This is a genomic window from Microbacterium pumilum (assembly GCF_039530225.1).
In the GTDB taxonomy this organism is placed as follows: Bacteria; Actinomycetota; Actinomycetes; order Actinomycetales; family Microbacteriaceae; genus Microbacterium; species Microbacterium pumilum.
Genome location: NZ_BAAAOH010000001.1, coordinates 1 through 23,599, shown reverse-complemented (window position 1 = coordinate 23,599; position 23,599 = coordinate 1). Strand labels below are relative to the sequence as shown.

The following is a 23,599-nucleotide window of genomic DNA, read 5'->3' as shown; positions in this document are numbered from 1 at the left end:
TCGGCAGGTACGGAGGGTCGGACCAGATGATCGTCCTCGTCGCCCCGTCTGATCGTGCTTTCCGCGCCCCCGTCGCGGCCCTAGATTCGCCAGGAGACAATGCAGCAGATCGCCGGCACGGCGACACCGGTGTCCGGGATACAGCACAGACTTCGCGCGGGCGGGTACGAGGCCATCATCGCGTCCGTCGGTGCCTCTCTGCGAGTACTGCGCGATGCCCACGGTGACCTTGTCGTGCCGTACAAGGCCGACGAAATGAGACCCGCCATGCGTGGCGCTCTCCTCGCGCCGTGGCCGAATCGCACGGCGAACGGCCGGTACGAGTTCGGGGGTGCGGTCCACCAGCTGCCCCTGAGCGAGCCCGAGCGGGAGAATGCCGCGCACGGCCTGGTCGCCTGGAACGACTTCACCGTGACGGCGAAGAACGAGAGCCGCGTGACCTTGGTGGGGATGATCGAGGCTCAGCCGGGCTACCCATGGCGAGTCCGGCTCGAAACCTCGTTCGACCTCGACGCCGACGGGCTCACGCAACGCGTGGTGGCGACCAACGAAGGCACCGCCCCCGCGCCATTCGGAGTGGGCGGTCATCCCTACCTCGCGGCCGGTCCCGCGCACGCCGGCGCCGTCGATGCATGGTTTCTCGAGCTGCCCGCGGACCGGTTCATAAGGGTCTCTCGGGGTCGGCTCCTCCCCGTCGCGATCGACAGTGTCGCAGCGCGAGATGGGATGTTCGACTTCCGCCGGCGACGCCTGATCGGCAGCACGGTGTTGAACCACGCGTTCGGCGACCTTCATCGAGATGCCTCGAACCGGACGCGTGTGCGTGTCACGGATCGGCAGGGGTTCGGCGTCGAACTCGAGACCGACGCCTCGACCCGCTGGATCCAGGTCTATACGACGGATGCCGCCTGCCCGGAGGACCGGCGTCAGGCTGTCGCCGTCGAGCCCATGTCGTGTCCGCCGGACGCGCTGAACTCCAAGCTCGATCTGATCACTCTCGAGCCGGCCGCGAGCTCCTCGACCGAATGGACCATCAGGCGCGCCGCGGACACGGCGCGCGGCGAATCGCGCGCGATGCATTCAACCTGAGTGCCGCAGCCGAACCGAGGGCCGGCTACGCCAGATCGAGCTGGATCGTCACGAACGAGTGCGCGGGGATGCGAACCTGAAGCGTGCCTGCCTCGAGGTGCACGTCCTGGAACGCGTGGGGCGACACGGCGTGAGGGTCGTCAGCGGTGTTGTGCGCCTGCAGCGACGGCGCGGTGAGGATCCGGCCCGTCGCGCCGGCGACCTCGGCGCCGCGCAGATCGAACTGCAGCGAGGCCCACTCGGTCGCGTGCGCATTGGTGACGGAGATGAGTGCGCGGCCGTCGCGAGAGCTTGCGGACGTGCTGAGTGACGGAACGGTGCGCTCGCCCGAGACGATCGACGGGATCGGATCGAGGAGATCGACGGAGTGCGACGTCGCGTCGTGGTGACCCTTGTTCATCTCGAAGACGTGATAGGTCGGCGTGAGCACCATCTCAGGGCCGTCGGTGAGGATCATCGCCTGCAACACGTTCACGGTCTGCGCGATGTTGGCCATGGACATCCGGTCGGCGTGACGATGGAACGCGTCGAAGTGGACGCCGGCGACGATCGCGTCGCGGAGTGTGTTCTGCTGGTAAAGGAATCCGGGGTTCGTTCCCGGCTCCACGTCGAACCAGGTGCCCCACTCGTCAAGGACCAGTCCGATCGTCTTGCCGGGATCGTAGGCGTCCATGATGGCCGAGTGCGCGGCGAGCAGTGTCTCGATGCGGGCAGCCTCGGCGAGGGTGCGGTAGTACTCGGCTGTGTCGAATTCTGTCGCGCTGCCCTTGTGCGCCCAGGTGCCGGGGATCGTGTAGAAGTGGAATGAGATGGCGTCGTAGGCGCCGACGCTCGGCCCCGCGGAGTTGCCGGTCCCGATCTCGAAGCCGAGTTCCTGCATGAGCGTCTCGGTCCAGACGTAGTCGTCGTTCGATGCGCCCGATGCGATGCGGTAGAGCCTGTTGCCGTTGTGATCACGGCTGTAGGTCCCGAAAGTGCGCGCGACCTGGGCGTAGGCCTTCGGTCCGAAGCGGCCGCCGCAGCCCCATGGCTCGTTTCCCAGTCCCCAGAAGCGGACCTTCCAGGGATCATCGCGTCCGTTGGCACGGCGCAGACGCGCCATCGGGCTGTCATCCGATCGAGTCAGATACTCGATCCACTCTCCCGCCTCGCGCACCGTCCCGCTGCCCACGTTCGCCGAGATGTACGGCTCGGCGTCGAGCATCTCGCAGAGCGCCATGAACTCGTGAGTGCCAAAGCTGTTGTCTTCGATCACATCTCCCCAGTTGCTGTTGACCATCGTCGGCCGACTCTCGACCGCCCCGATACCGTCGTGCCAGTGGTACTCGTCGGCGAAGCATCCGCCGGGCCAGCGCAGGTTCGGGATATCCAGTGCGCGCAATGCCTCGACGACATCGAGGCGGACGCCGCCCTCCGTCGGCACGTCAGCGCGATCGCCGACGAAGAACCCGTCGTAGATGCATCTGCCCAGGTGCTCTGCGAAGTGGCCGTAGAGGTGTCGGCTGATCACCGGGCCGGTGACGTCGAGATCGATCACGGCGCGGACCGGGGTCTCGGCGCCTGAGTGGGGGTCTGTCATCGTCGTCCTTGCCTGGTCGGGTGGGAGGCTGCCAGACAAGTGTTTCCGCTGGCCCGCTCGCATCGCAAGCGATACTGTGGCGACTGGAGCCGGGTCGGCGTTTCGTCCAGCTTCGGCACCTTGATCGTCCCTGTTCGAGCGTTTCGAAGACAGACAGGCTTGCGCAGTGAGGTTCTTCCATCCGGGTCAGGTCACCCTCCTCGACGGCATGTTCCGCGACGCGGAGCAGGTGGATCTCGACTATGTGATGACGCTCGACCCCGATCGGCTCGTCGCACCGTACCTCCGCGAGGCAGGACTGCCGCCGCGGGCGGACAGCTACGGCAATTGGGAGTCCAGCGGCTTGGACGGTCACACGGCCGGCCACTATCTCTCGGCGACGGCGTGGCTCGCTCTGCCCGCGGGGCGAGCTGAGGTGAGGCACCGTCTCGACCATGTCGTGGCAGAGCTCTCGCGTGCGCAGGATGCGATCGGCACCGGTTACGTGGGCGGCGTCCCCGGGGGCTTCGCGCTGTTCGAGTCTCTCAGGGCCGGAGGGACGGAAGCCGCGGTCCGGTTCGGATCGAGTGAGCACTGGGTGCCGTGGTACAACCTGCACAAGATGCTCTCGGGTCTGTGGGATGCGGTCGACCTCCTCGGCCATGATCACGCACGTGCGGTCGCTCTGCGGTTCGCGCAGTGGTGGCTCGAGCTGGCGGCCGAGATCGATGCCGACCCCTTCGAGAATATGCTCGCCACAGAATACGGCGGGATGAACGATCTCTTCGCCCGCATGGCCACCGACACCGGCCGCGCCGACCTCGCCGCCATGGCGCACCGATTCTCGCATCGCGCCATCCTCGTGCCGCTCCAGGAGCGGCGGGATGCGCTCACGGGACTTCACGCGAACACCCAGATACCCAAAGTGGTCGGCTACGCCACAACCGCAGCGCTCGACGGCGACAGCGCGTTGCTGGGTGATGCCGACTATTTCTGGCACCAGGTGGTCGAGCGTCGTTCCGTGGTGATCGGCGGCAACAGTGTCCGCGAGCACTTCCACGTCCTCGACGACTTCACGGCGATGATCGAGGATCGTGAGGGCCCGGAGACCTGCAATACCTACAACATGCTGAAGCTGACGAAGGCGCTCGCCGAGGCCCAGCTGTCCTCCGAGTACCTGGACTACGCGGAGCGGGCTCTCTACAGCCACCAACTCGCGGCACAGCATCCCGATGGCGGTTTCGTCTACTTCACGCCGATGCGTCCACGCCACTACCGCGTCTACTCGCAGCCCGAGTCGTCCTTCTGGTGCTGCGTCGGCACGGGCATGGAGTCACAGGCGAAGTACGGCGAGCTCATCTTCGGAGAACAAGACGGCGCCCTGGCAGTGAACCTCTTCATCTCCGCCGCTCTCGACGCTCCGCAGCTCGGGACGGGTTTGCGCATGGAGACCGGATTTCCGGCGGATGAAGGGGTCTCGATCGTCGTCGCGCTCGACCGTCCGAAGCGATTCTCGCTGCGGTTGCGCGTGCCCGGCTGGAGCGGGGGACTTGTCGATCTCGCGGTCAACGGCCGGAGTGCCGATGCCAGGCACGTCGACGGCGCGGTGATCCTCGAGCGGGACTGGTTCGCGGAGGACGTCGTGACCTTCCGGGTGCCTCTTGAGCCGCGAGTCGAGCGGCTCCCGGATGGCTCGCCATGGCAGGCATATTCCGTCGGCCCGATCGTGCTCGCCGCTCGTGAGGGAGGGGAGGATCTCATCGGGCTGCATGCGGATGGCAGTCGTATGGGGCACATCGCGGCCGGACGACTGCGAGGATTCAGCGAGCTGCCGATCGTCGTGACCGATGCGGCCGGTGCTGTCGTTCCGGATCCCGCAGGCATGCCCCTTCATTTCCTGCTCACCGCGCGCGACCCGGCCGGTGATGTGTCACTCGAGCCGTTCTTCGGAATCCATGATGAGCGCTACACGATCTACTGGCCGACGGCCGCGGACGATGCCGATGCGATCGCGGCTCGTCGCGACGCCCTCGTAACCATGGATCGCGGTTCGCTGGCGCTCGATCGCCTCACCGTCGACGCGGTGGCGTTCGGGGAGCAGCAACCCGAGAGTGATCACGAGTTCCGTGGGATCGCATCCCGGGTGCAGATGCGCGGCGGCAGACGAGCGCGCTCCACGCGAGGAGCGATGTCGGTGATCCTGAGCGATCCCGGATGCGAGGGCGCCAGCATCCGAGTGGGTTTCGTGTCGGGCGACGAGACCACTCGGGTCGCGATCGACATCGACGGGGTCACTGTGGCCGAGGAGGTGGTCGAGCGCAGGACGGCCGCCTTCGATCTCGTGTATCCCCTGGTCTCGACCGGGCCGCAGCACAAGATCGAGTTTCGCGCGACGGGCGCGTGCTCCACTCCGGGCATCACCATGATTCGACTGCTGCGCTGGACGTGATCAGGCAGGCGCCAGCGACTCGAAGTCCGCCTGGCTGCGGAACTGGGTCGGACTCACACCGTTGACAGCGCGGAACTGGCGAGAGAAGTACAGCGCGTCCTCATAACCCACGGCGTTGGCGATCTGCGTGACCGTCAGGTCGGTCGTCAGCAGAAGTTCGCGCGCGCGGGCGCTGCGGAGCCTCTTCAGGTACTCCTTCACGGACGTCTCGGCCGCGGTGCGGAAGAGCGCCGAGAAGTGAGAAGTGCTCAGGCCGGCCATCGCCGCGAGCTCGGGCACCGAGAACGTGGTGTCCAGGTTGCTGCGCAGGTATTCCTGCACATGACGGATCCGGTCGTTCGCGGGCCCAGCGCCCTGCAGGCGGCTCGCCAAGACCTGGGCCAGCACCCGCCACGCCGCCCCCGCGGCGATCACGAGCATCGACATGGTCTCGTCTTCCTCGAGCGCGGTCACGGCCTCTTCCAGCGCCTGCACCGCCGAGTAGACATCGCGCAGCCTCACCACCGGGCCGGCGCCGTCCTTGAGGATCGCGCTGACGAAGTCGTCGGCGACGTCACCGGTGACGTGCGCCCACCAGATCGTCCAGGGGTCCTGCCGATCGGCCTGGTAGCGATGCCGGATGCCGGACGGGAGCACGACGGCATCTCCGCGCTCGACTCGTTCAGGGTTCTGGTCGGCGACCTCGACCCACCCCGCTCCGTCGGTGCACACCATCACGATCGTCTCGCGTGCTCCGCGCGGCCGCGCTCGACCATGCATGGCGGCGTGCGGGAAGTAGCCGGCATCAGTGACGAGGAAGTGCCTGACGATCGGCTGAGTGCGCGCGGCATCCGTGACCGGGCGGGGAAGCACCCGCAGACGCTGACCGAAGAATCCATCGTGGACGTACACGGCGCCAGGATAGCCGAACGCGTCAGCGTTTCGTCTATCTGTTGTGCGCCGATCGTCCTACTCCACACGTGGGCGGCCGACGTACCGTCGCTGATATGTGCTCGCCGTCGCGCATCGCGCTGGCGAAGTTGTGTCAATTTGAGGAACCGATGACGATCGAAGCCACCACTGGTCCAGACGTGCAGGCGACCGGCCAGCCCTTCACCCTTCCCGAAGCTCCCGGCGACCTGAAGCGACGCCTCGATGCGGGCCAGGCGATCGCCTGGTACGAGGCGGTCGAGATCCCCACCTACGAGCCGCACGAGCCGTCGACCTTCCCGATGTACCTCGATCACCGCGTGTACCAGGGATCGAGCGGCCGTGTCTACCCGCTGCCGTTCACCGAGCGCATCGACTCCGCGCCGACGATGCGGCGGTGGAGCGCGATCCACGTCGAGAACCAGTACATCCGCGTCATGATCCTTCCCGAGCTGGGCGGACGCATTCACGTCGCCTACGACAAGACGACCGACTACGACTTCTTCTACCGCAACAACGTCATCAAGCCTGCCCTCGTCGGGCTCGCCGGAGCGTGGATGAGCGGTGGTGTGGAATTCAACTGGCCACAGCACCACAGACCCGCCACGTTCCTCCCCGTGGAGTCGACGGTCGAGAACCACGACGACGGCAGCGTCACGGTGTGGTGCAGCGATCACGACCCCTTCGCGCGGATGCGCGGCACCCACGGCATCCACCTGGAGCCCGACACATCGACCATTCGACTCGATGTCAGGCTCCACAACCGCACCAGCCTGCCTCAGACGTTCCTGTGGTGGGCGAACGTCGCCGTCCGTGTTCACGATGACTACCAGTCGTTCTTCCCCGAGGACGTGCGATTCGTCGCAGATCACGCCCGGCGCGCGATCACCGCCTTCCCGCAGGCAGACCGTCCCTATTACGGCGTGGACTACCAGGAGCGCGCGGCTGAGACCCCCGGGGCGGATCGGATCGACTACTTCCGCAACATCCCGGTGCCGACGTCGTACATGGTCGTCGACACGGATCACGAGTTCTTCGGCGGGTTCGACCACGCGGTCGGCGCCGGGTTCGTCCATTGGGCTGATCGTCGCGTCGCGCCGGGCAAGAAGCAGTGGACCTGGGGCAACGCACCGTTCGGCCAGGCATGGGACCGACTGCTCACCGACGCAGACGGGCCGTACGTCGAATTGATGGCGGGCGTCTACACCGACAACCAGCCGGACTTCTCGTGGATCGCCCCGGGGGAGTCCAAGCGCTTCAGTCAGTACTGGTATCCGATCCCCGCGATCGGAGTCGCTCATGAGGCGACACCCGATGCCGCCATCCACGTCGAGCACGATTCGGTGTTCTCCGCCGCACTCGCGGTCACGTCGCCGCAGTCCGGCGCCCGCCTCCGGGTTCTGAGCCCGGCAGGTGACGAGGTCTTCGCGGACTCTGCGGACCTGGTACCCGGTGCGCCGTGGAAGGTGACTGTCCACGTTCCGTATGCGGCGGGCATGACGATCGCACTCGAGAGTTCGGACGCCACCGTCCTGGTCGAGTGGACCGCCCCCGTCGAGTTCGAGGGAGCAGCGGAGCCCTGGACGGCAACCGCCCCGCCGGCGCCCGCCGAGGTCGGCAGCGTGGACGAGCTCTTCTACATCGGCCTGCATCTCGTGCAGTACCGTCACCCGAGCCGCTCGCCGCTGCCGTACTGGACCGAGGCGATCCGTCGCGATCCGTGGGATTCGCGGGTTCTGACCGCTCTCGCCGAGCTGGCATTCCGCGCCGCCGACTATGAGGTCGCCTTCGAACACGCCGAGCGTGCGCTCGCTCGGATCACGGGGCGCAATGGAAATCCGAGGCACACCGAGACGCTTTATCTCCTCGGGCTGATCGAGTCCCGCCGCGGAAATGATCGCGCGGCGCGCACCGCATTCGCCAAGGCGTCCTGGGATGCGGCCTTCGTGACACCGGCCGGCCTCGAGATGGCACGTCAGTCCGCTCGCAGCGGCCGATTCGAGGCGGCGCTTCACGACCTGGACGAGCTCGACGCGGTCGCATCCGACGACCGACGCCGCGGCCCGTTGCAGGTCGTCGTCCTTCGCCGGCTCGGCCGGCACGCCGAGGCCCACGCGATATTGGAGCGACTGCGGACGCAGGAACCCCTCAACCCGACACTCGCCTATCTCGACTCGGGACAGCTGCCGACCGACGGTCATCTTGCACTGGACGTCGCGCTCGAGCTTGGCCAGTCGGGCGAGGACGACGCCGCCCTCGAGGTTCTCGCCGCCGTCTCGCGGATGGGCGCGAACGGGTCGGGCAACGTCGGGCCGCTGGCGCACTATCACCGCGCGGTGATCCTCGGAAGACTCGGCAGAACAGCGGATGCCGCGGCCGAGCGCGCAGCGGCACGCTCCTCCGATCGCCGATGGTGCTTCCCCGCCGGGCTCGACGACCACGACGCACTGCTGGCAGCCGTGCGTGAGGAGGGGGACCCCGTCGCGGCGTCGCTCCTCGGGATGCTGCTGTTCGATGTCGGTCGACGCGAAGATGCCCTGGAACTTTGGGAGGACGCGATTCGTGCGGGGAGCGAGGAGCCCCTCCTGCATCGCAACGCCGGACTCGCGAGCTACAACATCGCCCATGACGACGCCCGTGCCGTCGAGCACTACGACAGGGCGATCGAACTCGACCCGGACGATGCGCGCCTGCTCTTCGAACGCGACCAGCTGGCCGCACGCCTCGGCGAGACCGATGAGGAGCGCCTCGAACGACTCACCCTGCGGTACGACGTGGTGGTTGCGCGAGACGACCTCGTGGTCGAGTATGCAGAACTGCTGGTGCGAACCGGACAACCGGAGGATGCACTCGCGCTCCTCGAAGAGCGGAGCTTCCAACCGTGGGAGGGCGGCGAGGGGCGCGTGCTCGGCGCCTGGGACCACGCGCGCGCTGCCCTGGGGCTGCCGATCGTCGATCCGCCACTGAGCCTCGGCGAGGGTCGACCGCTGTACGCGGCGCCTGCCGCTCGGCGGGCGGACGGTGAGGTCGACTACTTCGCGACCAGCCTTCCCGACCTGTTGCTCTTCTCGCGGGAATAGACCATGCCAACATCGTTTCGTCCATACGCTGGCGCAGGATCGTTATGCCTGTCGGTGGTTGCCGCGACGTATCGTCGGGTTGTGTCCATGGCGGAACGGGAACGCGCAGCAGCATCGACAATGCGCACTCACCTCGTCCTGCTTGGCCCACGAGTTCGTAGGCACTGACATGAACGAATCCGAAATGCAATCCGACACACCAAGCAGAAAGAGGACATAGATGTCCAAGCATCCACGCATTCGCCTCGCAGCGAGCGCATTCGCACTCACTACGGCCGTGGTCCTGGCCGGATGCACGGCAGGCAGTGGCGCAGGCGGTGCAAGCGCCGACGGAGTCACGACCGTCACGGTCATGTACGCGACCAACGAGTTCACCCCCGAGTACATCGCTCAGTTCGAGGATGAGAACCCCGATATCAAGATCGAGTTCCTCGAGTACGACGAGAACCGCCTGAACGCGATGCTCACGGCCGGCGACCCGCCGGACTTCGTGCGCGGAAGCCCGAGCGCGAACCTGTTCGCCCGAGGACTCGCCGCTCCGCTCGATGACTACATCGCGTCGAGCGACGTCATCAAGGAGGGCGACCTCCTGCCCGTGAACGACCTGTGGCGCTGGGATGGCACGAAGCAGGGCGACGGCGATCGCTACGGCATCGTCAAGGACTTCAGTCCCGACAACACGCTCTGGCAGAACGAGGCACTCTTCGAGGCTGCCGGCGTCGAGCCGCTGAGCACGACCGAGCCGGCCGACTGGGACGACGTCCTCGCGACGGCCGAGGCGCTCAAGCCGAGCGGCGTCGAGTTCCCGCTGGGGATCGAATGGCAGTGGGGGATCGCCGGCATCCTGACCGCCATGGTCCAGCAGCAGGGCGCTGAGGTCTTCTCGGAGGACCTGACCGAGATCGACCTCGACACCCCGGAGGCGCTTCGCGCCATCCAGTGGTTCATCGACTACGGCAAGGCCGAGGTCGGACCGACTTCGCTGAACCCGCTCGCCGACAACCAGGACGCACCGTCGTACCTGGCTGAGAAGATGGCCGTGACCAAGGACGGCTTCTGGTTCGGGGGCAACCTGGCATCGGAAGACGGCGCCACCGTCGCGGCGACCTCGTCGCTGGCGCCCGCGCCGACATTCGGCGAGCGAATCAGCCCTGTGCTCGGCGGAGTGGGCGCCTGGATCCCAGAGGGTTCCAACGCGAAGGACCAGGCGTGGAAGGTCATGGAGTACTTCATGGCTGGACAGCCCGCGATCGATCGCGCCTCCAGCGGTTGGGGTCTGCCGTCCCTCGAGTCGCTGTGGGAGAACATCCCCGCGGAGGAGCCCTACCAGCAGCAGGCGATCGAGCTGGCGAAAGAAGAAGTCCAGTACATCGTTCCCCTGCAGGATTCGCCGTACATCACGGCCACCCAGTGGAACGGCATCCTCGATCGCGAGATTCAGGCGGGTATCCAGGGCACGAAGACGGCCGAGCAGATCGCCGATGCCGTCCAGACCGAGGTCAACGTGCTGCTTGCGCAGGGCAAGGACCAGCTGGGATGACTACTGAAACGATGACCACAGTGTCGTCGTCGTCAGCGGCGGCCGCGGTCGCGGGTACCTCGACCCGCGGCCGCGGCTGGCGCCGCTACCGGGCACGCACGTTCTACCTGTTCGCGTCGCCGTGGATCCTGGGCTTCATCTTCCTGACGCTCGCGCCGATCCTCTACGCCCTCGGGGTCAGCTTCACGAACTACGACGGCGCCTCACCCCTCTGGCGGTGGGTCGGTTTCCGCAACTACGTCGAGCTGTTCACCTCGAGCCCGGCGGTCTGGCAGAGTCTGCTGCGCACGTTCGTCTACGCAGCCATCGTGGTTCCGCTCAGTGTCGCGGGAGGGCTTTATCTCGCGGTGCTGGTCAACCGTCGCATCCGAGCCCGTGGCGCGATCCGAGCGATCTTCTTCGTGCCGTCCGTCGTCCCGATCGTGGCCACCGCCATCATGTGGCGCCTGATGTTCAACCGCGACGCCGGGTTCATCAACGGCATGATCGTGCTCTTCGGTGGCGAGAAGCAGGCGTGGCTCGCCGATCCGCTCTCGTTCTACGCGCTGATCATCATGTCGCTGTGGGCCTGGGCGCAGGCATGATCATCTGCCTCGCTGCCCTGCAGGACGTCCCGGCAGAGCTCGAAGAAGCAGCACGCATCGATGGCGCCGGCACCTGGCGCGTCATCTGGAACGTGACGATCCCGATGATCTCGCCAGTGCTGTACTTCCTGGTGATCACCGGAATCATCGGCGCTCTGCAAGTGCTCGTGCAGCCGCTGCTGCTCGTCGAGACGAACAAGATGGCCCAGTCGGCGCTCGTTCCGCAGAGCTCGACGCTCTACATGGTGCACGTCTACAACGAGTTCTTCACGAACCATCGCTTCGGCTTCGGTTCCGCGATGCTGTGGGTGTTCTTCATCCTCATCCTCGCGCTCACGCTGATCATCCAGAAGGCGAGCAAGCGTCTCGTGTATTACAACGTCGACTCCGAGAACCCGAACGAGCGCTGAACCATGAGCCAACAAGACATCCTCAATCCCGTCGCTGCTCTCGAGGCGCCCGCCGCGGTGCGCAACCAGCGACGCAAGAAGGTCCGAACCCACCAGGAGGGCCAGAAGGCGTCCTTTTGGGTGTACATCGGCGTGTTCATCGCGATCGCCCTGTTCGGCATCCCGTTCATCTGGATCCTGCTGACCTCGCTTGCCAGTCAGAAGCAGTTCGCCGAGGGGGCGCTGGCTCTCCTCAACCTGAGCTCTCCCCAGTGGGACAACTTCTACAAGGCCGTCACCCTCATCGACTTCGGCGCTTACACCTGGAACACGATCTTCCTGTCGACCCTCACCGCTGTGCTCACCACGCTGAGCAGCGCCACAGTGGGCTTCGCGTTCGCACGGCTGCGCGCGCCGGGTAAGAATCTGCTCTTCACCATCATCCTCGCGACGATGCTGATCCCGTCGATCGCGACCCTGATTCCGACGTACATCCTCTTCTCACGGATCGGCCTGGTGAACACCTACTGGCCGTGGGTGCTCTGGGGGATCGCCGGCACCCCCTACCTGATCTTCCTCTTCCGCCAGTTCTTCAGCGCCATCCCGATCGAACTCGAGGATGCCGCGATCATCGACGGCGCCGGATGGTTCCGCAGCTACGTGTTCGTGTTCCTTCCGCTCGCGCGTCCTGCACTCCTGACGTCGCTGCTGCTGTCGTTCACGTGGACCTGGGGCGACTACCTGGCCCCGGCGCTGCTGCTCAACCTGAACAACACCACGCTTGCCGTGGCAACGGCGGCCGGCTATCTGGACCCTCGAGGAGAGGGGATCGTGACCGTTCAGGCGGCGGGCGCTGTGCTGTACCTCCTTCCCGTCGTCGTCATCTTCCTCTTCACTCAGAAGTACTTCATGGGTTCGGGCCTAGGTTCGGCAGTCAAGGGCTGATCGATACCGCCGACCGCCACGGACAAGGGACCACCAATCATGGCCACGACCACCTCAGGCCTGCGTGCGATTCAGCCGCGCGATTCTCGACCGCCGCAGTTCGACCCCGCGATGAGCAATCAGACCGATTCGCACTCGCGAGTGCGATTGACCAGCAGATGGATCGAGATCGATGGGCAGCCTGCTCTACCCGTCACCGGAGAGCTTCACTTCAGCCGCATTCCGCGGGTTCGATGGGAAGAGACTCTCCGCCTGATGGTCGCGTCGGGGCTGACATCCGTATCGACCTATGTGTTCTGGATCCACCACGAGCCCGTCAGGGGAGAGGTCAGCTTCGAGGGCGACCTCGACATCGCCGCCTTCCTCGAGACCGCGGAGCGGGTCGGAGTGGATGTCATCGTGCGCATCGGGCCGTGGTGCCACGGCGAGGTGCGAAACGGAGGTCATCCGGATTGGGTCGTCGAGGCTGCGCCGCATGCTCGAACGAACGACCCCGCGTACCTGGAGCTCGCACGAGGCTGGTACGAGCAGGTGGCAGCACAGATCGCTCGGTTCTGCGGACCCGACGGCCGGGTCATCGGCATCCAGATCGAGAACGAGCTCTACGACCAGCCCGAGCACATCGCCACCCTCAAGGCGCTCGCGCGGGAAGCCGGCCTCTTCGCCCCGCTGTGGACGGCGACAGGGTGGGGTGGGGCTGAGCTTCCCCCTCACGACGTGTTCCCGCTTTACAGCGGCTATGCAGATGGGTTCTGGGCGGGTCAGGGCTCGACGTGGGATGACAGCTTCCGTGACCACTTCCGATTCACGCACAACTGGGACGATCCGGGCGTGGGAGGCGACTTCCGCGAAGAAGGCGTCGAGATCGTGGTGCGAGACGTGGACCCTGAGTTCCCGCCCGCGACGTGTGAACTCGGCGGCGGGATGGCGACGGCCTATCACCGTCGTCCCATAGCCCGCGGCCGCGACATCGCAGCGCTGGCGAACGTCAAGATCGGAAACGGCTCGGCGTGGCAGGGCTTCTACATGTACGTCGGAGGGACCAACCCTGCCGATCACCTGCAGGAGTCCCACTCGACCGGCTATCCGAACGACCTCCCACGGTTCGACTACGACTTCCAGGCCGTTTTCGGTGCGACCGGTCATCCCGCCCCGAGTCTGGGCCAGCTTCGCGACCACAATGCCTTCCTCGCCTCTTTCGGCAGTCGCCTCATGCAGATGTACAGCACCCTGCCCGACGATGCACCCGTGGATGTTCACGACCTGATGTCACTGCGATGGGCCGTGCGCAGCGACGCTGAAAGCGGGTTCCTCTTCATCAACACCCATGAGCCTCACGAGCCGCTCGCAGGATCCTCCGACGTGCAGTTCCGGATCAGCCTGGGCGGCGACGACGTGATCGTGCCGGATCGGCCGATCGACATCCCGAGCGGGCTCGTGGCGCGCTGGCCGCTTCACCTCGACGTCGCCGGCGTGCGGATCGACTGGGCGACGGCATCCGTCGCCGGCCTCGTCGAGCACGAGATCCCCACCCTGGTGCTGCGGGCTCACGACGGCGTTGCGGCCCGCATCCGATTCGCCGCAGGCACGAGCGTTCAGATCGCCGGTGAGACCGTGTCGGCCGACGAGCCGGTGGAGGTCGATCCCGGCACGTCGCTGGTGGCGGGCGGTGCGCTGCGGGTACTCATCGTCGACGAGAGACAGGCCGACCGCCTGTGGTATCTGGGTGACGAGCTCATCGATTCCGTCGACGCGGTGTGGCGAGAGCCCGAAGGACTGGTGGTGCGTGCTGTCGACAATCCGACCGCGACCCGCTGGACCGGGTCGGGTTTCGAGCCACTCGACCTGCAGACATCCTCCGATCCCGGCTCGACCGCGGTGCAGGTGCAGGTGGAGCGCAACGGCGGAACCCCGCCCGCCCGCTACGGCGAGTTCATGGGACGGTCTTCGGCGCCGACCGATGCCCAGATCGACGAGGTCGCAGCGGTATGGCGGGTCGTCGTGCCTGAGCGCACGACTGCCTCCGACGGCGACCAGGTCGAACTTGCCATCGACTGGGAGGGGGATGTCGCGCAGCTTCGCGCCGACGGCGTCGTCATCCGCGATCGATTCTGGGACGGGCTGACGTGGCGGATCGACATCACCGCGTTGCCCCCGGACGTGGAGCTCACCCTCCACGTCGTTCCGATCACGACCGAGAGCCGGATCGACCTGGACGAAGCGGCTCGGGCGCGAGTCCAGGCGGAGGGTCGCCTGTGTGCCGTCCGCGGCATCGAGCGAGCGGTCTCCACCCGATGGACACCGTCCGCTCGATAGTCACGTGCACCCCGTTCCCCGCCCATCCACCACGGCGGCCCTGCCGCGAGGAAACCGATGCCACATACAGCCGCGCCCGACCGTTACGCCTCGATGACCTACGTTCGATCAGGTCGAAGTGGCCTCCTGCTCCCGCGTATCTCGCTCGGCCTTTGGAACAACTTCGGAACGACGCGCGGCTGGGAGACTCAGCGCGCCCTCGTCACCCACGCCTTCGACCGCGGAATCACCCACTTCGATCTCGCGAACAACTACGGGCCGCCGCCCGGGGCTGCCGAGACCGCGTTCGGTCAGATCATCGGGAGTGACCTGAAGGCCTATCGCGACGAGATCATCGTCTCGACCAAGGCCGGCTATCAGATGTGGGACGGCCCCTACGGTGACTGGGGATCCCGCAAGTCGATGCTCGCCTCGCTGGACCAATCTCTGCAGCGGACGGGATTGGATTACGTCGATGTGTTCTACTCGCATCGACCCGACCCTGAGACGCCTATCGAGGAGACGATGGGGGCTCTGGCGACGGCGGTGCGCCAGGGCAAGGCACTGTACGTCGGCGTGTCGAACTACGACGCCGACCAGATGCGCGCGGCAGTCGCGGCGCTTCGGGCGGAGAACATCCCGCTGACGATCCACCAGCCGCGCTACAACATCTTCGATCGCAAGCCGGAGCATCGACTGCTCGACACCATCGCCGAGTTCGGCGTCGGATGCATCGTGTTCTCACCGCTCGCGGGAGGGCTGCTGACCGATCGGTACCTGCAGGGGGTTCCTGCCGACTCCCGTGCGGCTGAGGGACGCTGGATGACCACCTCGGACATCAGCGAGGTGTACCTCGCGAACGCTCGAGCGCTCACCGACCTCGCCCAGGCACGCGGGCAGACACTCTCGCAGCTCGCGTTGGCGTGGGTGCTCCGGCGTCCCGAGGTCACCAGTGCCCTCGTCGGCGCCTCCAGTACGGCTCAGCTCGACCAGAACCTCGCGGCGCTCGAATCGCTGGAGATCACTGCCGCGGAGCTGGCCGTGATCGACGACCACAGCCACAGGGCCTGACCTTTCCCGCGATCGATGCGAAGTCTCCGTCGGTGCGCGCCGCGGCGGGACTTTCGCCCCTATCGACGCTCACGACGATGCGGTGGACTGAGACCCATCGAGGGCGTCGAGGGCTGGGGGGCTCCATACTCAGCGTGCCTCGAGGGCCTGTGCGGATCCAAGGGGGGATTCCGCACAGGCCACCTCATCGCCCGAATCGACTGAGACTCCGAACCGCCCGCAGAGTACTGCGGGCGGTTCGTGACGAACAGCACGGCTGCCCACATGACCAGCAGCAGGCCCGTGAGCACGAAACCGAGGTCGTCGATCCCGACAGATGCGAGCCAGGGCAGCGGGCCGCCCACACCGACATTCACGACGAGCACGTCCGAGAGCTGGACGATCGCGATCAGCACTGCGGCGACGACGGAGAGACCCGTCATCGCGATCGCGTACACCTCACCGAGGCGGCGACGACCGGGGTTCCACGTGTAGGCGCGACGCATCACCGCGCCCTGGGTCGTGTCGAAAGCGCTCATCCCCGCGGCGAAGAGGATGGGCAGGGTGAGCGCCGCCCACCAGGGCACAGCCCCGAGCGTGGCAGCACCTGCAAGTGCGAGCAGCCCGATCTCGGTGGCGGTGTCGAACCCGAGGCCGAACAGCAGCCCCACGAAGTACATCCGGGACGGACGATCCACCGCCTTCTCGAGGGGCCCGAGCATCCTGAGCACCGGACCGCCGGCGTGCCCCTGGCGGCGGCGCAGTGCGGCGATGTTGATCGCGGCGATGACGAGCAGGAACACGCCCGAGACGGTGGGGCCGATGATCCCGGTCCAGGTGCGAAGGGCGGATGAGTCGTCGGCGAGGGATGAGCTGATCGCCGTGATCCCCAGCGTCAGCAGGATGCAGAGCACGACGACGATCGTCGAATGGCCGAGTGAGAACCAGAACCCGACGGTGCTCGCGGGCTTGCCGCGTTCGGCGAGGCGTCGGGCGGTGTTGTCGATCGCGGCGATGTGGTCGGCGTCGAACGCGTGGCGCACACCCAAGGCGTAGGCAGTGAGCCCGACGCCCAGCGTCACAGGCGTGCCGCCACCGCCGCCGAGAGGGACGCCGGCCGGGATCACGAGGAGCACGAGGATTCCCCATCCCAGCACGTGCAGAAGCGCGATCAGCGCGATGACACCGATCGTGCCACGCCGGATGCGTGTCGGGGTGCGCTCGTCAGACAGTGAGGTCAACGCGATCCCTCTCCGTCTCGCTCGCATGAAGGCGTGCCTCCGCGTGTGCAACCCATGTGTCCCACACCGGATCGAGAGGGGAACCGTGCGTGTGGTCGGAGAGGTGGCGTGCCATCGATCCGGGGCGATCGAACTCGAGGTCTTCCGGACGAGTGGGCGGGCGGAATCCGACCGCGATCACCGCATCCAGCACCCGATTGCTCCCCAGAACACCGGGCTCGGGGGCGTCGCCGTTCGCATCCAGCCGCTCGAGCAGGATCGGTCCGCCTCCGTCGACGACCGCGAGCGCCGAGACCAATCGGCCACCGCGCTCACCGTGCCTGCCGAGAACGAGCGTCTCGCGGATGACCGCTCGCGCGCCGGAGTCCAAGGTGATCGCGCTGCGGCGTTCGACGTCGGCCCCGTCGGTGACCACGAACGGCAGGCCGTGCCACAGGAGTGATCCGCCGGCTCCGATCCGGACGTCCAGCACCCACGACGAGCGCGCCCCCGGGTATGCGACCGTGCCCCCGACATCCTCGATCTCGAGAGTGCACCCCCGACCGACGTCGATCCCGACGTGCACGTGGTCGCCGCCGAGCAGGACCATGCCGGCCGCGGCGACCGCGACATGCGCGCGCAGGGCATCGCGTGAGATCAGGCGCGGCGCGAGCGCGCCGACCGCCAGTTCCACATGCGCGCGCGGCGCGCCCGCGGTGATCGCGATGCGTGTGGTTGTCACTCGTCCGCGTTCATTCCTGCACCGGCATGCGCGCGAGAGTGGTCGTGGTCATGGCCGTGCTCGGCATCCGAGCCGTGCGAGTCGTTCTCGACATGCGAATGGATGAACCCGCCCTCGGGGTGCTCGTCATCCGCGTGGAAGTGCGGCGCCATCGGGCCGGGGTCCTGCGCGATGTGGGTGCCCGCCCGATGGCCGGCGAGGATCGTGAGCACCCATGCGCGCAGCGCTGCGACCGACGCGGCGTCGTGCCGAGACAGTGCCAGTACGGCGCGGCCGTCTCGCGCGGCTTCGGCATCCGCGACCATCCGCGCCACGTCGACGTCGACATAGGGTGCGAGGTCCGTCTTGTTCACGACCAGGAGGTCGGCGCGACCGATGCCGGGACCGCCCTTGCGAGCGACATCGCCGCCGCCGGCGACATCCAGCACGAAGATCTGCGCATCGACCAGAGCAGGCGAGAATGTGGCCGTCAGGTTGTCGCCGCCCGACTCGATGAGCACCACATCCAGGGGCGCGAAATCCCGCTCGAGGTCTTCCGCGGCGAGCAGGTTGGTGGTGATGTCGTCGCGAATCGCGGTGTGCGGACACGCGCCCGTCTCAACGGCACGGATGCGCTCTGGCTCCAGCACGCCTGCGGAGCGCAGGAACCGCGCATCCTCGTCGGTGTAGATGTCATTCGTGATGACGCCCAGTCGCAGTTCGGTGGCGAGCGCCCGGCAGACGGTCGCGATCAGCGACGATTTGCCGGTGCCGACGGGGCCGGCGACGCCGAGACGCAGAGCGCGGGGAGAAGGCAGATGGTCAGGCACGGAAGAGTCTCCTGTTCGTGATGGCGTGGGCTTCGGTCCAGGCCTCGGCTTGGGGGGCGCTCGCGGCGGGGATCGACTCCGGAGAGTCGAGTGCCGCGAGCTGTGAGACAAGCGGATCGACCGCGGCGCACGCATCGAGCACAAGCCGCACTCCGTCCACGGGGTCTCCGGGTTCGAGCTTGAGCAGCGCCGCGACGCCACCGGCCATGTCGTCGTAGACCGCGACGCGCACGAGAGCCTGGGCGTCGAGTCCGGTGTGGGCCGCGACCGCGCCGAGGACGATCGGGCGGGGCGGCGATGCGGCTCCGTCGGCGGTCAGAGCCGCGATCGACGGGGACTGCGGCCACAGGCGCTGAGCCAGTCGAAGCAGCCCGCGCCCGAGATCCATCGAGGCGGTACGAGCCGCACGACTGGGAGTGCGCGCCGCCCAGGCCCGTTCGACCGGCGCGTAGGACGTACCCATCAAGCCGGCCCGCCGCGCCACGACCGCCGTTGCCGCGTCGACGAGGGTGGTCGTCCGCGCTCGAGCCCGCAGGAACGCACCGGCATCGGGGCGCGCGAGTCCGCCTTGGAGCGCCGGCTCGACGCCCGCCGAGAACGCATGCCCGCCGGAAGGAAGTCGTGCGTCGGCGAGCAGCAGGGCGACGGTGTGGGCGGCAGAGTCCATGCATCGCTCTCAGAACAGGTTGTAGAGCTGGGCGAGGGGGAGGGATGCCGCAGGCGCGGGCTCGACGTCTTCACCGTCGATCGAGATCTCGAACGTGTCGGGACGGATGCGGATCGACGGCAGGACGTCGTTGTTCTTCATCTCGGCCTTGCCGATGTGACGTGTGGGCTCTACCGCGGCGAGCCTCCGGCGCAGACCGAGGGTCTCGGCGAGACCGGCCTCGAGCGCCGCAGGCGAGACGTACGTCACGGACAGGTCTGCCCCGATCGTGTCGCCGAAAGACGGTCGCATCATCACCGGCTGCGGCGTCGGGATCGAGGCGTTCGGATCGCCGAGCGCGGCCCACGCGATCGCACCGCCTTTGATGACGACGGCAGGCCGGACGCCGAAGAACTTCGGGTCCCACACCGCGAGGTCGGCGAGCCGGCCGACCTCGATCGAGCCCACGTCGTAGGCGATCCCGTGGGCGATCGCGGGGTTGATCGTGTATTTCGCCACGTAGCGTCTCGCCCGCTCGTTGTCTGCCGGCATCCCACCCGAAAGCGCGCCGCGACGGTGCTTCATGACATGCGCGACCTGCCAGGTGCGCGTCACGACTTCGCCGATCCGACCCATCGCCTGCGCGTCGGACGAGGTCACCGACAGTGCTCCGATGTCGTGGAGGATGTCTTCCGCGGCGATGGTGGTGGCCCGGATACGGGACTCGGCGAACGCGAGGTCCTCCGGTACCGCGGGGTTCAGGTGATGGCAGACCATCAGCATGTCGAGGTGCTCGGCGACCGTGTTGACGGTGTGCGGGAGCGTCGGGTTCGTGGAACCGGGGATCACGTTGGGCAGGCCCGCGATCGAGAGGATGTCGGGGGCATGACCGCCCCCGGCCCCCTCGACGTGGAACGCGTGGATCGATCGGCCGCCTATTGCCGCGATCGTGGATTCGACGAATCCCGACTCGTTCAGCGAGTCCGAGTGCAGTGCGACCTGCAGTCCCCACTCCTCGGCCGCGCGCAGTGACGCGTCTATCGCGGCGGGAGACGAGCCCCAGTCCTCGTGCACCTTGTAGCCGGCGGCGCCCGCGAGCGCCTGCTCCTTCAGCGCGGCCATCGACACGGTGTTGCCCTTGCCGAGCAGCAGGATGTTCACGGGCAGGGGATCGAGCGCACGATGCATCGCCGACAGGTGCCATGCACCGGGCGTGACCGTCGTCGCCTTGGATCCTTCCGATGGTCCGGTACCGCCGCCCACGATCGTCGTGATCCCGGTGGCGAGAGCCTCGTGGATCTGCGACGGCGACAGCAGGTGGACATGCGAGTCGATGGCGCCCGCGGTGACGATGCGCCCCTCACCCGAGATGACATCCGTGGACGGCCCGATGATCATGTCGATGCCGTCGCTGATGTCGGGATTTCCCGCGTGCCCGATCCCCACGATGCGACCGTCCCGGATGCCGATATCGGCGCGGACGATTCCCCACCAGTCCAGGATGATCGCGTTCGTGATCACGGTGTCGAGGGCGCCGTCCGCTCGCGTCGTCGTCGCCTGTGCCATGGATTCGCGGATGGACTTGCCGCCGCCGAAGACGGCCTCCTCGCCGCCGACGGTGAGGTCGCGCTCGATCTGGATCCACAGGTCGGTGTCGCCGAGGCGCACCTCATCTCCCACGGTCGGGCCGTAGATCGCCGCATACCTCGACCGGTCAAGCCACACCATCGAGCACCTCCTCTCCGTCGGCCTTGATCTGGATGCCGGGAACCCTTCGGGCGCCGCGGAGTGCCACCGCGGCGAGCTCGCGCGATGCCCCCGGCTCGAATCGCTGCGACGTGCCGGAGGGGATGTCGAGGCGGAACCCGTGGGCTAGGGCGCGGTCGAACTCCAGCGCCTGGTTCACATCGGGCAGATGGATGTGGGAGCCGATCTGGATGGGGCGGTCGCCGGTGTTCACGAGCACGAGCTTGATGCGCTCGGCCTCGGTGCGATCGGCGTTGAGCTCGATGCGCCCCGGTTGGATTCGGAAGGCGCCAGGGCCATCGGAGGAAGCGGATGCCACGGCGACTCCTCAGTCGATCGGGTGGTGGACGGTGACGAGCTTTCGGCCGTCGGGAAAGGTCGCCTCGACCTGCACGTCGGCCAGCATCTCCGGAACGCCGGGCATGACCTGATCACGCCTGAGGACGGCGCGGCCCTCCTGCATCAGCTCAGCCACGCCGCGTCCTTCCCTGGCCCGTTCGATCACCCAGCACGACAGCAGAGCGACCGTCTCGGGGTGGTTGAGGAGGATGCCCCGCTCGAGCCGGTCGCGCGCGACCATCGCAGCGACCGACAGCAGAAGCTTTTCGGTTTCGGCGGGAGTGAAGTGCATTCGGGCCTCCGGCTGGTGATGTCAGAAGTGTGCCATAGGGCAGCAGTTTGTCGGAGGGTGCCGGATGCCCGGACCACCTCTTTCGCCAGCGGTTCCGCGGAATTACGGGCCCTCAGCCCGAAACCGCGGTTCATGGTTAACAAAATCGGAACAATCGAGAAATGTCAGAGCAATGTCACGGTCCCATGCTGGCAACTACCGCAGCAGTCGGCGATCAACTTTCCGCCGATCCAAACCGGCACGCGAGGCCCGGCACCATCAGGCATCGAGAAGCACGCACCACCGGTCCCACCCCTGCACCACGCTCTGATTCACCGATCAGCCCGTCTCCGCCGCATCTTCGGCACGCCTTCACCAGGCGTTCCCGCGAACAGCGACGGCGCGACGGGGTCATTCGGCGTGCCCGCAGATTGCAGCAATCATCCCGAACGCACCACCCTGCACCACACAGAAACGGAGATCCACATGACAACGACACGGACTCGGCGGGCGCGCAGCCTGCTGGCCGTTCCCGCCATCGCGGCGGTCGCGGCCCTCGTGCTCGCGGGCTGCGGCGCCCGCGCCGGCGACGCAGCAGCGCCGTCTGAATCGGGCGGTGCGGCATCCGAAAGCTGCATCGACACATCCGGCGACACGGTGAAGCTCGGCTTCCTCAACTCACTCACCGGCGGCATGGCGATCTCGGAGAAGACCGTCTCGAACGTGCTGCACATGGCCGCGGACGAGATCAACGCCGACGGCGGCATCCTGGGCAAGCAGATCGAGTACGTCCAGGAAGACGGGGCCACCGACTGGCCGACCTTCGCCGAGAAGACCGAGAAGCTGCTCACCCAGGACTGCGTGGCCGCGATCTTCGGCGGCTGGACCTCCTCATCGCGCAAGGCCGTCAAGCCGGTCGTCGAGGAGAACAACGGTCTGTTCTTCTACCCCGTCCAGTACGAGGGGCTCGAGGCGTCGCCGAACATCTACTACACCGGCGCGACCACCAACCAGCAGATCCTGCCGGCGATGGACTACCTTGCATCGCAGGGGGTGAAGACGCTGTTCCTGGCGGGTTCGGACTACGTCTTCCCTCGGACTGCGAACGCGATCATCAAGCTTTACGCGGCCGAACTCGGCATCGAGATCGTCGGCGAGGAGTACGTGCCCCTCGACAAGGACGACTGGACCACTCAGGTGGCGAAGATCGCCGAGGCGGATCCGGACTTCATCTTCAACACGATCAACGGCTCGTCCAACGTGGGGTTCATCAAGGCCTACTACGACGCCGGGCTCACGCCGGAGACGACGCCGATCATCTCGGTGTCCATCGCCGAGGAGGAGGCGCCGTCAATGGGCCACGAGGTCACGGGCAACTACGCATCGTGGAACTACTTCCAGTCGATCGATTCGCCGGCCAACACCACATTCATCGAGAACTGGCAGGCCTACCCGGGCAGCAGCGGAGTGACCTCCGACCCGATGGAGGCCGCCTACATCTCCCTCTACCTCTATAAGGAACTGGTCGAAGCGGCCGGCTCGTTCGAGGTCGACGACGTGAATGCCGCAGCTGCGGCCGGTGGAATCAGCTTCGACGCACCGGAGGGCACCGTGACCCTGAACGGCGACAACCACCACATCTCCAAGGAGGGCCACATCGGCCGGATCAATGCCGACAACCAGTTCGACATCGTCTGGTCGTCGGATGAGCCCATCGAGCCGGACCCGTTCCTCGAGGCGTACGACTGGTTCCCGGATGACGTCCGCGACGCACTGGTAGCTGCCGCAGGCTGATCCGCCCGTCTGGATGCGGGGTCCCGTGCCGGCCGTGCGTCAGGCGATCGAAGGGCTCGTCGAAGACTACGACGGGCTCACCGGCGGTCCTCGCCGCGGTTTCGAGCTGCGTGAGGTGGGCGGCGGCTGGCGGCTGTACGTGCG

General features: G+C 66.9%; 19 protein-coding genes and 1 pseudogene. 11 read left to right on the top strand and 9 right to left on the bottom strand.

Annotated features, from left to right (window positions below; all coding sequences use genetic code 11):
- Positions 1-99 precede the first annotated feature (99 nt).
- Complete coding sequence (locus ABD188_RS00100) at positions 100-1,089, top strand: aldose 1-epimerase family protein (RefSeq protein WP_344057331.1); 990 nt, start codon at positions 100-102, stop codon at positions 1,087-1,089.
- Between the two features lie 25 nt (positions 1,090-1,114).
- Here the strand turns inward: ABD188_RS00100 and ABD188_RS00095 are convergent, their stop codons facing one another.
- The gene (locus ABD188_RS00095) at positions 1,115-2,668 is read right to left on the bottom strand and encodes an alpha-N-arabinofuranosidase (RefSeq protein WP_344057329.1); all 1,554 of its coding nucleotides are present in this window, start codon (positions 2,666-2,668) and stop codon (positions 1,115-1,117) included.
- A gap of 166 nt (positions 2,669-2,834) precedes the next feature.
- Between ABD188_RS00095 and ABD188_RS00090 the strand changes: the two genes are divergently transcribed.
- Positions 2,835-5,096 (top strand): beta-L-arabinofuranosidase domain-containing protein, encoded by a 2,262-nt coding sequence (locus ABD188_RS00090; RefSeq protein ID WP_344057327.1) that lies wholly within the window; start codon positions 2,835-2,837, stop codon positions 5,094-5,096.
- Here ABD188_RS00090 and ABD188_RS00085 read toward each other — a convergent pair whose 3' ends face one another.
- Positions 5,097-5,987 (bottom strand): AraC family transcriptional regulator, encoded by an 891-nt coding sequence (locus tag ABD188_RS00085; protein WP_344057325.1) that lies wholly within the window; start codon positions 5,985-5,987, stop codon positions 5,097-5,099.
- A gap of 149 nt (positions 5,988-6,136) precedes the next feature.
- Between ABD188_RS00085 and ABD188_RS00080 the strand changes: the two genes are divergently transcribed.
- From ABD188_RS00080 to ABD188_RS00050, 7 genes are all read left to right on the top strand, one after another.
- On the top strand, positions 6,137-9,085 hold the full coding sequence (locus ABD188_RS00080) for a DUF5107 domain-containing protein (RefSeq protein ID WP_344057323.1): 2,949 nt from the start codon (positions 6,137-6,139) through the stop codon (positions 9,083-9,085).
- A 220-nt stretch (positions 9,086-9,305) separates the two neighbouring features.
- Positions 9,306-10,625, top strand: a complete 1,320-nt coding sequence (locus ABD188_RS00075; RefSeq protein WP_344057321.1) for an extracellular solute-binding protein — start codon at positions 9,306-9,308, stop codon at positions 10,623-10,625.
- On the top strand, positions 10,622-11,209 hold the full coding sequence (locus ABD188_RS00070) for a carbohydrate ABC transporter permease (protein ID WP_344057319.1): 588 nt from the start codon (positions 10,622-10,624) through the stop codon (positions 11,207-11,209). Before ABD188_RS00075 ends, ABD188_RS00070 begins: the two co-directional genes overlap by 4 nt.
- Positions 11,188-11,619: a carbohydrate ABC transporter permease gene (locus ABD188_RS00065; protein WP_344057317.1), complete on the top strand. Its 432-nt coding sequence runs from the start codon at positions 11,188-11,190 to the stop codon at positions 11,617-11,619. The genes ABD188_RS00070 and ABD188_RS00065 overlap by 22 nt, the downstream gene beginning before the upstream one ends.
- A 3-nt stretch (positions 11,620-11,622) precedes the next feature.
- Positions 11,623-12,543 (top strand): carbohydrate ABC transporter permease, encoded by a 921-nt coding sequence (locus ABD188_RS00060; RefSeq protein WP_344057315.1) that lies wholly within the window; start codon positions 11,623-11,625, stop codon positions 12,541-12,543.
- Between the two features lie 39 nt (positions 12,544-12,582).
- The gene (locus ABD188_RS00055; protein WP_344057313.1) at positions 12,583-14,859 is read left to right on the top strand and encodes a beta-galactosidase; all 2,277 of its coding nucleotides are present in this window, start codon (positions 12,583-12,585) and stop codon (positions 14,857-14,859) included.
- A gap of 57 nt (positions 14,860-14,916) precedes the next feature.
- The gene (locus tag ABD188_RS00050) at positions 14,917-15,909 is read left to right on the top strand and encodes an aldo/keto reductase (protein ID WP_344057311.1); all 993 of its coding nucleotides are present in this window, start codon (positions 14,917-14,919) and stop codon (positions 15,907-15,909) included.
- 59 nt (positions 15,910-15,968) lie between these two features.
- On the opposite strand, the gene ABD188_RS00045 is transcribed toward ABD188_RS00050, so the two are convergent.
- Genes ABD188_RS00045 through ABD188_RS00015 form a run of 7 tightly spaced genes read right to left on the bottom strand, consistent with a single transcriptional unit; the run spans position 15,969 to position 21,682 of the window.
- On the bottom strand, positions 15,969-17,129 hold the full coding sequence (locus ABD188_RS00045; protein ID WP_344057309.1) for a HoxN/HupN/NixA family nickel/cobalt transporter: 1,161 nt from the start codon (positions 17,127-17,129) through the stop codon (positions 15,969-15,971).
- Positions 17,113-17,850 carry an urease accessory protein UreD gene (locus ABD188_RS00040; RefSeq protein WP_344057307.1) on the bottom strand — a complete coding sequence of 246 codons (738 nt, stop codon included), beginning with the start codon at positions 17,848-17,850 and terminating at the stop codon, positions 17,113-17,115. The genes ABD188_RS00045 and ABD188_RS00040 overlap by 17 nt, the downstream gene beginning before the upstream one ends.
- A complete protein-coding gene (gene ureG, locus ABD188_RS00035; RefSeq protein WP_344057305.1) occupies positions 17,847-18,659 on the bottom strand; it encodes an urease accessory protein UreG in 813 nt (270 codons plus the stop codon). Before ureG ends, ABD188_RS00040 begins: the two co-directional genes overlap by 4 nt.
- Positions 18,652-19,326: an urease accessory protein UreF gene (locus ABD188_RS00030; RefSeq protein WP_344057303.1), complete on the bottom strand. Its 675-nt coding sequence runs from the start codon at positions 19,324-19,326 to the stop codon at positions 18,652-18,654. The genes ureG and ABD188_RS00030 overlap by 8 nt, the downstream gene beginning before the upstream one ends.
- Positions 19,327-19,335: 9 nt before the next feature.
- A complete protein-coding gene (locus ABD188_RS00025) occupies positions 19,336-21,033 on the bottom strand; it encodes an urease subunit alpha (RefSeq protein ID WP_344057301.1) in 1,698 nt (565 codons plus the stop codon).
- Positions 21,020-21,370 (bottom strand): urease subunit beta, encoded by a 351-nt coding sequence (ureB, locus tag ABD188_RS00020; protein ID WP_344057299.1) that lies wholly within the window; start codon positions 21,368-21,370, stop codon positions 21,020-21,022. The genes ABD188_RS00025 and ureB overlap by 14 nt, the downstream gene beginning before the upstream one ends.
- A 9-nt stretch (positions 21,371-21,379) precedes the next feature.
- On the bottom strand, positions 21,380-21,682 hold the full coding sequence (locus ABD188_RS00015) for an urease subunit gamma (RefSeq protein ID WP_344057297.1): 303 nt from the start codon (positions 21,680-21,682) through the stop codon (positions 21,380-21,382).
- Between the two features lie 465 nt (positions 21,683-22,147).
- Here ABD188_RS00015 and urtA point away from each other — a divergent pair, with 465 nt between their 5' ends.
- The gene (gene urtA, locus ABD188_RS00010) at positions 22,148-23,455 is read left to right on the top strand and encodes an urea ABC transporter substrate-binding protein (protein ID WP_344057295.1); all 1,308 of its coding nucleotides are present in this window, start codon (positions 22,148-22,150) and stop codon (positions 23,453-23,455) included.
- Between the two features lie 22 nt (positions 23,456-23,477).
- Positions 23,478-23,599, top strand: a pseudogene (locus tag ABD188_RS00005) (SMC-Scp complex subunit ScpB); the annotation flags it as partial.

Coding starts and splice junctions, on each gene's coding strand:
- ABD188_RS00015 (WP_344057297.1), bottom strand. CDS start 21,682: ATGCACTTCACTCCCGCCGAAACCGAAAAGCTTCTGCTGTCGGTCGCT.
- urtA (WP_344057295.1), top strand. CDS start 22,148: ATGACAACGACACGGACTCGGCGGGCGCGCAGCCTGCTGGCCGTTCCC.
- ABD188_RS00075 (WP_344057321.1), top strand. CDS start 9,306: ATGTCCAAGCATCCACGCATTCGCCTCGCAGCGAGCGCATTCGCACTC.
- ABD188_RS00100 (WP_344057331.1), top strand. CDS start 100: ATGCAGCAGATCGCCGGCACGGCGACACCGGTGTCCGGGATACAGCAC.
- ABD188_RS00025 (WP_344057301.1), bottom strand. CDS start 21,033: ATGGTGTGGCTTGACCGGTCGAGGTATGCGGCGATCTACGGCCCGACC.
- ABD188_RS00030 (WP_344057303.1), bottom strand. CDS start 19,326: ATGGACTCTGCCGCCCACACCGTCGCCCTGCTGCTCGCCGACGCACGA.
- ABD188_RS00095 (WP_344057329.1), bottom strand. CDS start 2,668: ATGACAGACCCCCACTCAGGCGCCGAGACCCCGGTCCGCGCCGTGATC.
- ABD188_RS00055 (WP_344057313.1), top strand. CDS start 12,583: ATGGCCACGACCACCTCAGGCCTGCGTGCGATTCAGCCGCGCGATTCT.
- ABD188_RS00060 (WP_344057315.1), top strand. CDS start 11,623: ATGAGCCAACAAGACATCCTCAATCCCGTCGCTGCTCTCGAGGCGCCC.
- ABD188_RS00070 (WP_344057319.1), top strand. CDS start 10,622: ATGACTACTGAAACGATGACCACAGTGTCGTCGTCGTCAGCGGCGGCC.
- ABD188_RS00080 (WP_344057323.1), top strand. CDS start 6,137: ATGACGATCGAAGCCACCACTGGTCCAGACGTGCAGGCGACCGGCCAG.
- ABD188_RS00050 (WP_344057311.1), top strand. CDS start 14,917: ATGCCACATACAGCCGCGCCCGACCGTTACGCCTCGATGACCTACGTT.